Source organism: Bowmanella denitrificans (genome assembly GCF_002887595.1).
GTDB classification, from domain to species: domain Bacteria; phylum Pseudomonadota; class Gammaproteobacteria; order Enterobacterales; family Alteromonadaceae; genus Bowmanella; species Bowmanella denitrificans.
Window position 1 is genome coordinate 56,833 of record NZ_PEBU01000005.1, and the last position, 14,639, is coordinate 71,471.

Below are 14,639 nucleotides of genomic sequence, written 5' to 3' on the forward strand. Positions count from 1 at the left end.
CCCAACACATAACAGTAACAAGGGAAAGCCAATATGCTAAGCCGCTACGCAAACAACATCCTAAACGGGCTGCCAGCTAACCGACTGCTTGCCATTGACGCGTTTCGCGGTTTAACCATAGTGGCCATGATCCTGGTAAACAATCCAGGCAGTTGGAGCCATGTGTACGCTCCCTTGTTACATGCCAAGTGGCATGGCTGGACACCCACGGATCTGATCTTTCCGTTCTTTGTATTTATCGTCGGCTTGTCGATAAAAATTGCCATTGACCGGCAACTGGATGCTGGTCAAGCTCGCTTGCCGATCATTCGCCACGCCATGGCCAGAATGCTGAAGCTGGTATTATTGGGCTGGTTTCTGGCACTGTTTTTCTACAACTTCCGGGATCCTTCCTTTAGCTGGATAGACGACAAACTGTTGTCCATGCGCATTCCCGGCGTACTGCAACGGCTTGGTCTGGTGTATTTTTTTACCGTGCTGATCGTGCTGTACTGGCGCACCACCGGGCGTATTATCTGGGCCTTGTTGCTGGCGCTGGGATACTGGGCCATGCTGGCCTGGGTGCCCTACAGCGACGGCCAGGGCCATCAGTATCAGGGGTTGTATGCATACGGCAATAACCTGGCCTCCTGGGTCGATCATATGGTGTTGGGGGCCGCTCATGTGTATGACAAAAAAGCCACACCGTTTGTAATGGACCCTGAAGGTATCCTGAGCACTTTGCCGGCCATTGCGGGTTGTCTGAGCGGGGTACTGGCCGGTCAGTTTCTGATGAATAACCAGCTGCCATTGCTTCGCCGTATCACTGTTTTGCTTTTGGTCGGTCTTACCGCCGTAATTGTTAGTGAAGCCTGGCACAGTATTCTGCCCATCAACAAAGCCTTATGGACACCAAGTTTTGTGCTGCTGTCCAGCGGTTATGCCTGCCTGGTGCTTGGCCTGTGTCTTTGGCTTATCGACCACAAAGGAATTAAAGCCTGGACCGCACCTTTTGTGGTATTCGGCGCAAATGCCATTGCCTTTTATATGTTCGCTGCCATCGTGGCCAGACTGCTGCTGATGTTCAGTGTGGGGGAAGCCAGTCTCAAGGGCTGGTTGTACACCACACTGTTCCAGCCGCTATTTGGCAATTACAACGGCTCACTGGCCTTTGCCCTGACCTTTCTGGCGGTTTCCTATGCAATGATGCATTGGATGTACAAAAAGGGCTGGTTCTGGAAGGTGTAGTCGTGACCAGTTTCGACAAGGAACAATATGGAAGCGAATGGTATCAGCCTGCCCAGAGCATTGAAGTTATTTTTTCTGAGTGTCACTGTCATTTCGGTGCTATTGGTTGGCCTGCTGCTGGGCTTCTTCTGGCTGCTCGGCCAGGGTATGTGTGGCAATCACCTTTTTAGTCAGACAATATCACCAGATGGTCGTCATAAAGTGGTGGTTTTTGAGCGAAGCTGCGGTGCTAGTACAGGCTTTTCCACCCACCTTTCCTTAATTAAAAGTGAAGACAACTTAGCCAATGACAGCGGCAATATTCTAATCCTAAAGGGCCATCCTGATGAGGTCGCACCGACGCTATCCTGGCTAAACAATCATCAGGTAAAAATTCATCACAGACTCAATGGCAAAGAATACAAAGCAGAGCAGCAATGGTCCAGCAACCGCCATATCCAAATTCAGTATCTTCACTAAAAATTGAGAGCTTACATTAGATGGAATGTTGTCAGTTACTAAAGTATAACTTGGATGATTCAAGGTCGCCGTTAAACTATAACGAGGTATTTCGGGACTATTATTTTGACTTGAAAGGTATGCAGGCGGTTCAATCAATTAAGTACTGCCCGTTTTGCGCCACGCCATTGCCTGAACAATTAGCTGAGCAATGGTTTGAAGAGCTGGAAAAACTGGGATTGGAGCCTGGCGATGACCTGCCCGAAGCCCTTCGCAGCGATAGATGGTGGAAAGACAAAAATCTCTGATCCCACTGGATTAACGCAGCTATACAAGGCCGGTTATGTCCGGCCTTGTGTTTAGAAACAGCCCATCGATTCAGGCATAAGTCTATGGTCTTTATTGATTTGCGCTATGCAGCCTTTCTGAATGCACCGATAACAGCCCGTTTCCTTCGCTTATATGCAATAACCGCAGAAAGGCGTTAAACAAAAAAAGGGCGGAAGTCCGAGTATTCGTCCATTCCGCCCCGAGAGGGCAAGTTTTGCAGAATCTAGCGACATCCTGCCGCCAGTTCACACAATTCAACAAACAACAACAAGTGAAAGAATAATTAATCATAAAAATATTGCAAGTTTATGAAATATTTTATTCCAAATTAATTCTTTGTGACTGAACCCGGGCAGTTCGTCACAGGCTTGGCAAAAAGCCTTACGTGTCAGACAGATGTTTTAAATTTCACATAACCTCACAACCTAGATATCCTAAATCACATAGCCCATGGCTATATGCTGAGCAAAAACATGCAATAGTCTGTTGGCAGTAATACCGCAGAATTACGTTATATTGCCGCCGTTAGTCCACAATACGTTTAGACGTCTTTGCCAGGAGTTATCTTGACCACAGAGCACAATACGAAACTGAACCCATTGCAGTTGCGGCAATTAATTCGAAACGGCGGACACCGGGGGAATACGTCTGGACTGGCTCCGGGTTATGTGCAATGTAACCTGGCGATATTGCCCGCTGACTATGCCGATGAGTTTTTGCGCTTTTGTCAGTTAAATCCTAAACCCTGCCCGATAATCGCCATGGCGGATCAACCCGGTGCGTATTTACTGCCCCAGGTGGGCACAGATGTGGATATTCGCACCGACGTACCGGCTTATGAAATCTTTGAGCATGGTCAACATACACAGCGGGTGCATGACTTAATCTCAGTGTGGCGCGACGATCTGGTGACTTTTATGCTGGGCTGCTCTTTTTCCTTTGAAGAAGCCCTGCTGGCAGACGGACTGGAAGTACGTAATATCTCAGAAAAGGTCAATGTGCCGATGTATCGCACTAACATTGCCTGCCAACGAGCCGGCCGTTTTGGCGGCAATATGGTGGTCAGCATGCGCCCGATGAAAGCCGCAGATGCTATTCGAGCCATCCAGATTTGCAGTCGTTTCCCCTCCGTACACGGGGCGCCGGTGCATCTTGGCGATCCCAGTCAGATTGGCATAACTGATATTCATCAGCCGGATTTTGGCGATGCAGTTAGTCTTAGTGCAGACGAATTGCCGGTATTCTGGGCTTGTGGTGTGACACCACAATTGGCCATACAACATGCTAAGCCCCCTTTTTGTATTACTCACAGCCCCGGTTGCATGCTGGTCACTGACCTGCTCAACAGCCGGCTGTCTATTCTGTAGGCCAGTTTATGCTGCTCAATTGTGATTTAGGCGAAAGTTTCGGTAACTGGAAAATGGGCCTGGACGATGAGGTCATGCCCTATATCGACCAGGCTAATATTGCCTGCGGATTCCACGCTGGCGATCCAGACGTGATGCAGCGCACCTTGCTACAGGCTAAAAAACATGGCGTACAGATCGGTGCGCATCCAGCCTATCGCGATCTGCAAGGCTTCGGTCGCCGCTCTATGTCATTGCATCGTCAGGAAATAATCAATCTACTGCATTATCAGGTAGGTGCACTGGCCGCCATGGCCGAGGTACAGGGTATGCGCCTCAGCTATGTCAAGCCGCATGGCGCTTTGTATAACGATATGATGGCAAAGACCGAGGTATTTGACGCCGTTAACGAAGCCATGGCCACCTTTTCACAACCACTGAAACTGATGCTGCTGGCCACTCAGGATGCGCAGAAATTTCAGGCGGCAGCGAAGGTTGAACTGTTGTTTGAAGCCTTTGCCGACCGGCGTTATCAGGATAACGGCCAGCTCACCCCGCGCAGTCACCCCGACGCCGTGCTGGACGGCGAGCAAACCCTGCAACAAGTGAAGCTACTGGTAGAAGAAGGTGTGGTGATCACCCAAAGCGGTAAGAAACTGGCCCTGCACGCTGATACACTCTGCGTGCATGGTGACAATGCCCATGCCGTAGCGATGGTCAGACAGATCCGGGACATCTTGCCACAATGAGTCAATATCCCCGCATCGAAGCAGCCAGTGAAAATAGTCTGATTCTGTATCTGGGCGCGCAAACAGGGCCCCAAACAGCACAGCGGATTGCTTCCCTGTTACCACTGTTGCAAAACGGCTTTGCAGAGCATCTGATTGATCTGACTCCGTCCTATCACTCCATTTTAATTCAGTATGATTGTTATGCGTTGGATCATTTCCAGGCCATGGCCATATTGAACGCCGTGCTGGCCATGCCAGAATCAGCAACTAAACAGGCTGGTAAAGCTGTGGAGCTGCCGGTTTACTACAGCGAGCAAAGTGGACCAGATCTAGCCAAGCTGGCTAAGCAGGCCGGGTTGTCGGTACAGGATGTGATAAGGCTGCACCAGGATGCCGAATACCGGGTGTATGCCATTGGCTTTGCCCCCGGCTTTGCCTACCTGGGCGAGGTGGACAAACGCATTGCCGCACCACGCCTGGCCACCCCGCGCAAACGCGTACCCAAAGGTGCAGTCGCCATAGCGGATCGTCAGACAGCAGTATATCCGGCAGCTTCTCCCGGTGGATGGAATCTGATAGGCCTTTGCCCCACCCCCATGTTTAATCCAACCCAACCTCCTTTTATGCCAGTTGAGGTGGGAGACAGGGTGCGCTTTCGGGCGGTGGATAAACATGAGTATATTGCCCTGGGTGGTGATATCGCTCTGCTGACAGGAGAGTGCAACTGATGTTCACCGTACTGAAAGCGGGTCTGATGACGTTACTGACCGATGCCGGTCGTTTTGGTCAGGCTAAGCTGGGACTCACTCAAGGCGGTCCGATGGACCCTTTCGCGTTTGAATTGGCCAATTATCTGGTGGGTAATCAAAGTGATAGCACCGCACTGGAGATGACCTTAGGCGGTTTGCATCTGAAAACCGACCTGACCACCTGGGTTTGCGTGAGTGGCGCGCCCTTAAATTGGCGCATTGATGACGTTCAACAGCCCATGTGGCAAAGCGTGCAGGTCAGGGCCGGACAAACGATTGAACTGGACGTGCCAGAAACCGGACTGCGCAGCTATCTGGCGGTTGCCGGTGGCTTTGCCATTGCGCCCAGCTTTGGCAGCACCACCACGGTGCTAAGAGAAGGTATCGGCGGGCTGGATGGTAACAAGCTCAAAGTGGATGATCAACTTTGTGTCGGGCCTATGCATGCTACCCTACGCAAACAGGCGCTACCCGAAACAGCGATTCCACAGTATCAACAGGAACTGGTATTGCGTTTGATTCCGGCCTATCAATATCAGGAATTTTCCGCCGCCAGTCGCGCCTTGTTTTTTACCAGTACCTATGAAGTCAGCCATCAGGCCGATCGTATGGGCTATCGATTGCAGGGACAGAAAGTGCCAAGCCAGACCACCAACATGTTGTCTGAAGGTATTGCTTTGGGCGCCGTTCAGATACCCGCAGATGGCCAACCCATTGTACTGCTGAATGACCGGCAAACCATCGGCGGCTACCCTAAAATCGGCTCGGTTTTGTCACTGGACTGCGCCAAATTAGCGCAGTGCAGGCCCGGCGGCAAAATCAGTTTCGAGCCTATCAGTATGGAGCAAGCACATAATCTGATGCTGCTGAGCAGAAGCCGCAAGCAAAATTTACTGGCCAGGCTGGACAGTATCCATGGTTGATGCATTGCTCCCCCTTAGCCGCCGCATTGAAGATCTGCTGGTTAGCCGCAACATCCGTGGCATGCAACATCTGCAGGCAGCACTGCGACCAGGCTATTTACTGCGCGCCGCCATGCTGCTGGACAAACACCCTGGTACTATTCTGATTGGTACCGGTTTTCCGGTTACTCATACCTTTGAGACAGATGGCCCGGTGGGTGCGATTGCTTTGTATAACGCGTTATCCGAGTTGTCTTATCAACCTGTGTTGGTCTGTGGTGAGCCGTTGTACAGTGCCCTGAATACAGATTTTCGTTGTATTCGCATTCGTGACAACGACCTAGCCCAGGCCAGACTGGAAACCCGGCAGGTCTTGGACAGCTATCGCCCCAGTCTGGTGCTCTGCATAGAGCGGCCGGGACTCAGTGCTGATGGCCGTTACTACAATATGCGTAAAGAAGACATCAGCGAGCGTTGCGCCTGTTTTGATTACTTCCTCACCGATGCGGCCTGCCCAAGCATTGCCATTGGCGACGGCGGCAATGAAATTGGCATGGGTAAAGTGTTACACGCCATGGACCCGTTGAATATCATCCCCAGTGTCACTGACTGCGACGAGTTAATCGTTGCCGATGTGTCTAATTGGGCCGCCTACGGCATTCTGGCTATGCTGGGAACCTTGCGGGGTTTGGATTTATTAGCATCCATTGACCCACAGCAAATACTCAGCTTTCTGTCCAGCCGGGGCAGTGTTGACGGTGTAACCCGCCAGAATACCCTGACCGAAGATAGCCTGTGTTTTAGTGCTGGCGTAGAACTGATCCAACAAATCCGCCAGATTCAGTGCCAGGGCTGACTGCCGCTCCGCTGCCATTGCAATGGATTGCAGGTTATTCGCGGCCTTTTTTATTCAGACTGTCGCGAATAGCCTTCCAGTTTTCACATCGACACAATAAAATATTCCGCATTCCGCGACGAATAACGAATGAATATTCTTTGCCTGCATGAGGTAAAGTCAACTAAGGAGTGGGGACTTATGGCACTTTCGTTGGAACAACTGGAAGCCTTTCTGGCCGCAGTCGAAACCGGCAGCTTTTCAGCTGCAGCAAGAAAGCTGGGTAAAGCCCAGTCGTCGATCAGTGGCCTGATCAGCAATCTGGAATCGGATACCGGCCTGCCACTATTTGACCGCAGCACCCGTGAACCGCGACTAACCCGCCAGGGTCAAGCCTTAATGGAAGACGTGAAAGCGGTGCTGAAAAGTCATAATCACCTGCGTTACCGGGTCAGCCATCTTACCGACAAAGTCGAGCCTGCCATTGGTATTGCCTACGACAATCTGCTGGTGCATGAAGACAACATCAACAGCCTGATACGCGATTTTGAACGAGCCTTCCCCAGCACCTCTTTAATGCTGCTGCATGCTACGCACCATGGTGCGTATCAATTGCTGGAAGAGCATAAAGTCGACATCGCCATTGGTTTGCGCCAACACAGTTATACCGAACAATATGGTTTCACCAGTATTGGCCAGGTACAGTTTGCCAAGGTGGCCAGCATCAGCCACCCGCTGACCAAGTTAAGCAATCCAACTGAATCGGATTTAGTGCAACACCGCCAGTTAAGAATTACCGATAATCAGTCGGGCACTCGTCAAGGCGAAGACCGCACCGGCAATGCCTGGTACTGCAATTCACCAGACAATCTGCTGGCTATGCTGAAGATGGGATTGGGCTGGGCGGATATTCCTTTGCAATCGGTGGCGTCTGAATTGCAAAATGGCCGCATTGTCAGGCTGAATTGCAATCAGCAGGCGTTGTCTTTCCCGCAGTCACTGGATTTAGTCTGGCGTAAAGAAGGGGAAGCGGGCAAGTGTCAGCAATGGTTGCTGGAGCGGCTCACCCTGCAACATCGTCAATCTGAACCATCGGTTTCGATTCAGTAAGCACGATTGCCGGACAACCGCCCGCCACAACATTGGGCGGAATGTCCCGGGTGACGACGGAATTGGCGGCAATCACCGCATTGTCGCCAATTGTCACACCTTTAAGCACCACCACGTTCATGCCCAGCCACACATCATTGCCGATAGTCACCGGCCGGCTCAGGCCTTTTTCACCATTCGCCCGCTTCATTGCATCCACTGGGTGATGGTCCGAGTCGCAGATAGTCACATTGGCACCGCATAATACCCTGTCCCCCAATCGGATATCTTGGTGACAACTGATTACCGTGCCGCTGAAACCACAGTGTTCGCCAATCTGCAGCTGTGCTCCGGCAAATACCGACAACATACAAGGCTGTTTTAAGCCGACGCGGTTGCTGTATCTATGGCTACGAAAAGTCGCAGCACGACCAATTGAAAGCTTGGCCGAAGGATGCTTAACAATAGACAGCATCCCATAAAAACGCGCCTGCTTAGCGCCTTTAACTCCCCAGCGCAACAGCCGCCATTGCATGCAAAGTCCACTCAATACGGCTAAACACTTTAATCCCAGCAAGTAAATGGCGTAACTGAGCTTGACCAATGGTGATTCCCCTGAAAAAGCGTGGTAAATAAATTGAACTAGGCAATGTACCGTAAAATTACTTCTACGACTTCCCTTTGTATATTGCTAGCTGGCAAAATAGCACGCCTGGCATGAAGCCGGTCACCATTTTGGAATCAGTACCTCTTTCGCATGCACAATAGTCCGTATTCCCTTAGCGCCGACCAAATCCGTGTTTTCGCTACCATGAGCGTCATTGTTCTGCATATCAGCGCCAACGGCGTCAGTCGCCTGCCACTGGATAGCAGCGCCTGGTGGCTGGCCAATCTGCTCGACTCTGCAAGCCGGGTATCTATTCCCTTATTTGTGATGCTCTCTGGGGCACTACTACTTATACCGCCAATGCCATCCATTGCCGGTTTCTATCAGAAACGTGTGGCACGTATTGCCCTGCCGCTGCTGCTATGGTCGCTTTTCTACACTGGCTGGACCTGGCTCAAAGGCGAGGTAAAACAGCAGCCGGTTTCACTGAATCAGCTAAGCGAAAATCTACTGGGCGGCACACCTTATTTTCACTTGTGGTATTTGTTTATGCTGGTTGGATTATATGCCGCCACCCCATTAATCCGTTGGCTGATGCTGGCGCTTAAGGTCAGTTATGCGCCCTCCCCCAGTTTTTATCTGGCTAGCGCGGTGCTGACGTCCACGCTGTACACCCTTGGTTTTCAGTGGTTTGGTGGCAACTGGCCCTGGCCACTGTGGTTTATAGGTTATATTCCATTGTTTATGCTCGGAGCTGCCATGTGGGGCAAACCCAGCAATCAGGGGCGGGTAGCCTTATTGGCAGCATTTTTATTGATGGTGGTAATAATTGCCCGCCTTTGTCATATTCAACTAAGTGAATTTTCGCAGCTACAGCCTATCTACAGTTATCAGTACCTGAGTCTGCCGGTGCTGGCTGCCTGTGTTTGTGCCTGGTATCTACTTAAACGCCCACACCAGAAACTGGCCCCTTTCACCCGATTTATCGCGCCTTATTGTTTTGGCATTTACCTGGTACATCCACTGTTTCTGGATATCAGCCAGATGTTGATGGCCGGACTACCCGTTGGCAACAGTGCAAAAATGCTGGTTCAGATACCGCTGGTCTTTGCCTGTTCAGTGCTGACCTGTATGGTGTACCGCACGGCCAGCAGCAAACTGTTTAAACCCGCGTTTTCCAGCTAAACGTTTCCCACCCAACACGCAGTTTCATAGCCACAACTGACAGCGTCTGTGGGTCGGGTTTTTAACCCGACTATTGTTGCAATAAATTGCAACCCACAGGGGTTGTGGCATGATCCGGTTCTGTTAAGGGTGAGAGCACCCTGCTCAGCGTATGAGGAACCAAGATGTACAGACGCAAGTTAATCAGCTTTGCCCTAATCTCTCTGGGGATGGTGATTGCCGCGGCAGTATCTGTGCTCTGGTCTTCACGCCTGACGCAAAACCATATCCTGCAAATGAATATCGCCGATACTCTGCTAAGCGAACACCTTCAGCTATCCAGCACTTCCTATCGGCTCTTCAAACAACTTACCGATGAAATCCTGCTGGGCAAGTCAGCCAACCAGGCTCAGGTGCGCAACAAGCGCGCAGCCATTTCCGAATCACTGGGCAAAATACGTTTGCTGGAAGAACAGCAGCGCCAGGCATTAGGTGCGGAATACACCCGTGGCACAGTAGAAGATACGGATGATCTTGAAGAGCTGATAGACAAGGTCATTACCGATTTTGAAGCCATTGCCGCCAGCGGTGCGCACTCTGATGACACCGAACAGATGCGTTTTGTCCTGGAAGAACGCATTGATATTGCCTTTCGTGAAGCCATCAACTCTGCGGTAGAGCGTCAGGCAGGTGTGGTGCAAGCCATGAACAACCGTATCGACACCACCCATACCGCCATATTCTGGTTATCATTGCTGCTGGCCACCATCGCTATTTTGCTGACGGTCATTGGCTGTACGTCGCTTATCAGAGCCGTTACCCAGCCGGTAAAGTCGCTAACGCAGGGGGCTGAACGCATCGCCAAAGGTGAGCTGGACCACCGAGTTCAGCGCGGTTTCGATACTGAGTTTGATGAAATTGCCAAAGCCTTTAACTTTATGGCCGACCAGCTTAAGGAACAATATAGCGCTAAGGAACAAGCCAGACAGCAGTTGGAGTTTAAGGTATCCCAGCGCACCGCTGAATTAACGGCTGCCAATCAGGCGCTGGAAAAAAGCGCCCATACCAGGCGCAATTTTTTAGCCGATGTCAGTCATGAACTGCGCACACCTTTAACCATTATCCGTGGCGAAGCCCAGGTAACGCTGCGCAAAACCGATCGGGATGTGGAAGAGTACCGCGATGCGCTGCAGTGTATTCTGGAACAGTCAATTTCGCTGGGCAGGCTGGTAGAGGATATGTTGTTTATCGCCAGGGCTGATGCCAATAATCTACGTATAGAGCGCCAGCGGGTTGACCTGGCTGAGCTGCTTGAAGAAGGCTGCCGGGATGTACACAAACTTGCACTGTCTCAACACATAGACGTGCAGCTACAGGCCGATTTACCAGACATGCTGTTAGTCGCGGATGCAGAGCGTCTTCGCCAGTTACTCTTGATTCTGCTTGAAAATGCGCTGCGCTATTCTCCGTCGAATACAACGGTATTAGTTAATGCTAAACCCGATGCTGATAAAGTGCACATCAGTGTACAAGATCAAGGATTTGGCATCGATGAGCAGGAACTACCTTATATATTTGAGCGTTTTTACCGGGGCAGTGGCCGTGCGGTACAGGGTATGGGTTTAGGGTTGGCCGTGGCTAAAGCAATCGTCACCGCACATGGCGGACAAATAACCGCAAGCAGTCTGGTTGGTAAAGGTACAACCATGAGCGTTTGGCTGCCGAGGGACCCCTTATGCGTATCCTGATAGTGGAAGATGAACAGCGGGTTGCCAGTTTTCTGCTGAAGGGCTTACAAGCCGAGGGCTATCAATGCCAGTGGGTGAGTGACGGAGAACAAGCCATACAGCCACTGACGACGCAGCAGATTGATCTGGTCATTTTGGACAGAATGCTGCCGCAAATGGACGGACTGGCAGTACTGCGGGAAGTACGCCGCATATCCCCCAATACCGCAGTGCTGATGTTAACCGCACTGAACGACACAGAAGATAAAGTCATGGGCCTTCGCATGGGGGCCGACGATTATCTTGGTAAACCTTTCGATTTTGATGAACTGCTGGCCAGAGTCGAGGCCCTGTCTAGACGCGGTCCAATGCATCAACCAGTTACGAATCAGTTAACTGTGGGTCAATTATGCCTTTGCAGTGACAGTCGCCGCGCTTTTTTAAGTGACCAGGAATTGGAACTGACCCAACTCGAGTTTGACCTGTTACGTCTGTTTATGAAGTCCCCTGGTAAAGTGTATTCCCGCGAGCGTATTCTGAACAGAGTATGGAGCAGCACCACCGATCCGCTGACCAATATTGTGGATGTGTATATCCGCCGCCTGCGGGTTAAACTGGAAGCACAACCTGGTGCACCGAGAATTGAAACGGTACGTGGGGTTGGTTACCGTCTAAGCAACCCATTTTAATCTTCTGTTAATCTTGGGCAAAAAAAGCGTTCATAAACTGCATTTTACAATTGCGGCAATTCCAATTGCTGAGCAAGTATATGACGTTCCAATTAAAACTACTGAAATCCCTGTTAGTTTGCAGCCCCATGCTGGCATTGCCGGTGCAAGCCAATCAGGGCGAGTATTGCCAGGGCTTTGGCCCACAGGCACCACGTGATATTGACCAGCTAGCAGGGGAAAATCAGCGGGTCTTCTCTTTGGCACCACAGTCTACTCAAATGAACCTGTGTAACATTCATTTTCATGCTCAGGCAGAACATAAAGCCGCCGCCTTTTCTAAACTGATTGGTGAAGGTGAGCATGCCGGATATCAGTGCGATATCGCCACCAATCTGACCGCAGCAGAACTGGCGCCGCCCAAAGTCAATCACTGTAAAGGTCTGAAACCCGGCGATACAGTGGAAATACATTGGGTACACAGCTCCTGCAACGCCAAGCCAGGGCCTGGCTTGGGCGCTTGTCTGACCGAGCAATGCGCCAACCCCAACCTGCGGGTTGAAACACAAGTGTTTACGCTGGTGAATGATGCTGGCGCACTCAACTTCAACGACTTTGACTATGATGGTTACCAGGCTGATGGTTATCACCAGCCCAAAGCATTGCCAACAGATACAGGTACCCCCGTTGAATACCTGGGTTCCACCACCGGCCCTAAATATAATCAGCAACAGTGCTCAAGCTTACAGGTGAGTTGGAGTGTCAGACCTCAGTGCGCCAAGCTGGACATCAACAGCCTGAGCCAATGGTGTGCCAACAACGAATTTGCCGAAGACCACGCTCATGGCGTCCGAAAACTGGTTGTGCACCCCAAGTTACTATCCCCCATCAACTAAACAGGTCGCACCTGGCAGGAGCAATGCGTTTGACAGCATTGCTCTTTGCTAATTTGTTAGATGTGAAACTTGCGGGTCAGGCTGTCCAGATCCTCAGCCAATCGGGCTAATTCCTGGCTGGATGCACTGGTTTCGCTGGCACCAGATGCCACTTCATTCGCCACATCCCGGATCTGAACCAGGTTTTCATCTATCTGTTTAGACACCGTGGCCTGCTGCTCTGCTGCGCTGGCAATGGCATGGTTTTGCTCTGCCGAGCGAGCTACAGACGCGGTAATTTCTATCAGTGCATTACCGGCCGAACCGGCCACATCCAGGCTTTGTTTGGCCCGCTCGTGACTCTTGCCCATCAGGCTCACGGTTTCATTGGTTCCGGCTTGTACCGCATTGACCATGCCCTCGATTTCCTTAGTGGATTCCTGGGTGCGATGGGCAAGCGCCCGCACTTCATCAGCCACCACTGCAAAGCCCCGTCCTGACTCGCCGGCCCTGGCCGCCTCAATGGCGGCATTAAGCGCCAGCAAATTAGTTTGCTCAGCAATCGCCCTGATAACGTCCAGCACCGAGCTGACCCGATTAATTTCACCGGAAAGTTTGTCCAGCCCTGCTGTCGTTTCGGTTAATTCCTGCAATAAATACTGCACCGAGGCGACAGTCTGTTGCACTTGCTTGTGCCCCGCTTTGGCCTGACCATCCATCGCCTGTGATTCCTGAGAGGCCGCCACCGCATTTCTGGCCACCTCCTCAATAGAGCTGGTTAACTGGGTGATGGCCGATACGGCCTGTTCCAGATGGTCATTTTGGGTATGAATACCGCGGGTGGATTGCTCAGTGACAATACTGAGTTCTTCAGAAGTCGAGGCCAATTGCGCAGATGAGCTCTGAATCAACTCCAGTGTATCACGCAAGCTGTTTCGCATTTTTATCAGGGCCTCGATCATTCTGGCCGGTTCATCGCTGCCTGCATCAGAAATAGCCACGGTAAGGTCCCCCGAGGCGATACGTTCAGCAGCATGCAATGCCGTATTCATTGGCAACACCAGGGCACGGGTGAACAGCACGGCCAGCAGCACAACTAAAATAGCGGCAATAGCCATAATTGCCCACATCCAGGTCACAGACTGCTGATATACGTCGTGAGCCTGGTCAGCGCCTTTTTCGATGAGCTCCAACTCCAGGCTTTCCAGGGCTCGAATCTGCTCGGTCAGCGCCATACGGAGCGGGCGCATCTGCTGCGCGTGCAATTCGATGGCAGCGTTTTGATCTCCGCCATCCAGCATTCGCATTTGCTGGTTTTGTAATTGCAGATAGTTATTTAACTGCGCAGCAATACTGCCCAGCGCCTGTCGGATTTGAGGATGCGAAGCCAACTCTCTGCTGGCATCCAGCCGCCGCTCCAATGCCTGCTTAGCCTTATTCATGGCGTCCCGATACTCTTTGCGACGGGCACCCTGAGCATAAAGTTGATTGACATCCTGCAACTGCACTTCAATAAAGTCAGACAACATACGGGTAGAAGATTCCAGAGCCGGAATACGCACCTTGGCTAAATCAGTGATCTCGTCGTTGAGAAAATGCAGCTTGAGCGTACCCAGCCCCCCAACCAGCAACACCAGTAATCCCATTAATCCAAACGCTGCGCCAGAGCGGGTTCCAATAGCAAAGGTTCTTATCATACATGGCTCCAAACAGATGGCCGTGCCATCACGCGGGACTATTTAGCAAAAACAACAGGCGTTCCATTTCGGCTGAGCTCAACGCAACGAGAGTTAACCGTTGAGTAAAGGCATTGTAGACAATAACTTAGCAGAGGTAGCAGTTTTTTCCGCTAATTTAGGATGAATGCATATTCAGACCATTTTACGAATCGATTTTCTGACCACGCCCCCAACAGCGTGTCACCACATACCATACGCTCAATCCGGATATT

At 51.2% G+C, this 14,639-nt stretch carries 14 protein-coding genes and 1 pseudogene; 13 read left to right on the top strand and 2 right to left on the bottom strand.

Going from position 1 to position 14,639, the window contains the following annotated elements:
- Positions 1 to 33: 33 nt before the first annotated feature.
- From CSR04_RS10885 to CSR04_RS10925, 9 genes are all read left to right on the top strand, one after another.
- Positions 34 to 1,227 carry an acyltransferase family protein gene (locus CSR04_RS10885; protein WP_102796328.1) on the top strand — a complete coding sequence of 398 codons (1,194 nt, stop codon included), beginning with the start codon at positions 34 to 36 and terminating at the stop codon, positions 1,225 to 1,227.
- Between the two features lie 27 nt (positions 1,228 to 1,254).
- Positions 1,255 to 1,686, top strand: coding sequence for a hypothetical protein (locus CSR04_RS10890; RefSeq protein WP_102796329.1), 432 nt, complete (start codon positions 1,255 to 1,257; stop codon positions 1,684 to 1,686).
- Positions 1,687 to 1,706: 20 nt separating this feature from the next.
- Positions 1,707 to 1,973, top strand: coding sequence for a DUF6980 family protein (locus tag CSR04_RS25495; protein WP_425427688.1), 267 nt, complete (start codon positions 1,707 to 1,709; stop codon positions 1,971 to 1,973).
- Between the two features lie 588 nt (positions 1,974 to 2,561).
- Positions 2,562 to 3,362 (top strand): putative hydro-lyase, encoded by an 801-nt coding sequence (locus tag CSR04_RS10900; protein WP_102796331.1) that lies wholly within the window; start codon positions 2,562 to 2,564, stop codon positions 3,360 to 3,362.
- Between the two features lie 8 nt (positions 3,363 to 3,370).
- Positions 3,371 to 4,090, top strand: a complete 720-nt coding sequence (locus CSR04_RS10905; RefSeq protein ID WP_102796332.1) for a 5-oxoprolinase subunit PxpA — start codon at positions 3,371 to 3,373, stop codon at positions 4,088 to 4,090.
- Complete coding sequence (gene pxpB, locus CSR04_RS10910; RefSeq protein WP_102796333.1) at positions 4,087 to 4,800, top strand: 5-oxoprolinase subunit PxpB; 714 nt, start codon at positions 4,087 to 4,089, stop codon at positions 4,798 to 4,800. Before CSR04_RS10905 ends, pxpB begins: the two co-directional genes overlap by 4 nt.
- A complete protein-coding gene (locus CSR04_RS10915; RefSeq protein WP_102796334.1) occupies positions 4,800 to 5,744 on the top strand; it encodes a 5-oxoprolinase subunit C family protein in 945 nt (314 codons plus the stop codon). Before pxpB ends, CSR04_RS10915 begins: the two co-directional genes overlap by 1 nt.
- Positions 5,737 to 6,579 carry a glutamate cyclase domain-containing protein gene (locus CSR04_RS10920; protein WP_102796335.1) on the top strand — a complete coding sequence of 281 codons (843 nt, stop codon included), beginning with the start codon at positions 5,737 to 5,739 and terminating at the stop codon, positions 6,577 to 6,579. Before CSR04_RS10915 ends, CSR04_RS10920 begins: the two co-directional genes overlap by 8 nt.
- 180 nt (positions 6,580 to 6,759) lie before the next feature.
- Positions 6,760 to 7,668: a LysR family transcriptional regulator gene (locus CSR04_RS10925; protein ID WP_172449320.1), complete on the top strand. Its 909-nt coding sequence runs from the start codon at positions 6,760 to 6,762 to the stop codon at positions 7,666 to 7,668.
- A gap of 7 nt (positions 7,669 to 7,675) precedes the next feature.
- On the opposite strand, the pseudogene CSR04_RS25500 reads toward CSR04_RS10925, so the two are convergent.
- A pseudogene (locus tag CSR04_RS25500) lies at positions 7,676 to 7,813 on the bottom strand (DapH/DapD/GlmU-related protein); the annotation flags it as partial.
- Between the two features lie 591 nt (positions 7,814 to 8,404).
- On the opposite strand from CSR04_RS25500, the gene CSR04_RS10935 reads away from it, so the two are divergent.
- The 4 genes from CSR04_RS10935 (at position 8,405) to CSR04_RS10950 (ending at position 12,709) form a co-directional block, all read left to right on the top strand.
- Entirely contained in the window at positions 8,405 to 9,439 is a 1,035-nt protein-coding gene (locus CSR04_RS10935) for an acyltransferase (protein WP_102796338.1), read from the top strand.
- Positions 9,440 to 9,603: 164 nt separating this feature from the next.
- Positions 9,604 to 11,166, top strand: coding sequence for a sensor histidine kinase (locus tag CSR04_RS10940; RefSeq protein WP_102796339.1), 1,563 nt, complete (start codon positions 9,604 to 9,606; stop codon positions 11,164 to 11,166).
- Complete coding sequence (locus CSR04_RS10945) at positions 11,154 to 11,834, top strand: response regulator transcription factor (protein WP_102796340.1); 681 nt, start codon at positions 11,154 to 11,156, stop codon at positions 11,832 to 11,834. The genes CSR04_RS10940 and CSR04_RS10945 overlap by 13 nt, the downstream gene beginning before the upstream one ends.
- A gap of 80 nt (positions 11,835 to 11,914) precedes the next feature.
- Positions 11,915 to 12,709: a delta-class carbonic anhydrase gene (locus CSR04_RS10950; protein ID WP_172449322.1), complete on the top strand. Its 795-nt coding sequence runs from the start codon at positions 11,915 to 11,917 to the stop codon at positions 12,707 to 12,709.
- Between the two features lie 56 nt (positions 12,710 to 12,765).
- Here CSR04_RS10950 and CSR04_RS10955 read toward each other — a convergent pair whose 3' ends face one another.
- Positions 12,766 to 14,385, bottom strand: a complete 1,620-nt coding sequence (locus CSR04_RS10955) for a methyl-accepting chemotaxis protein (protein WP_102796341.1) — start codon at positions 14,383 to 14,385, stop codon at positions 12,766 to 12,768.
- Positions 14,386 to 14,639: the final 254 nt, after the last annotated feature.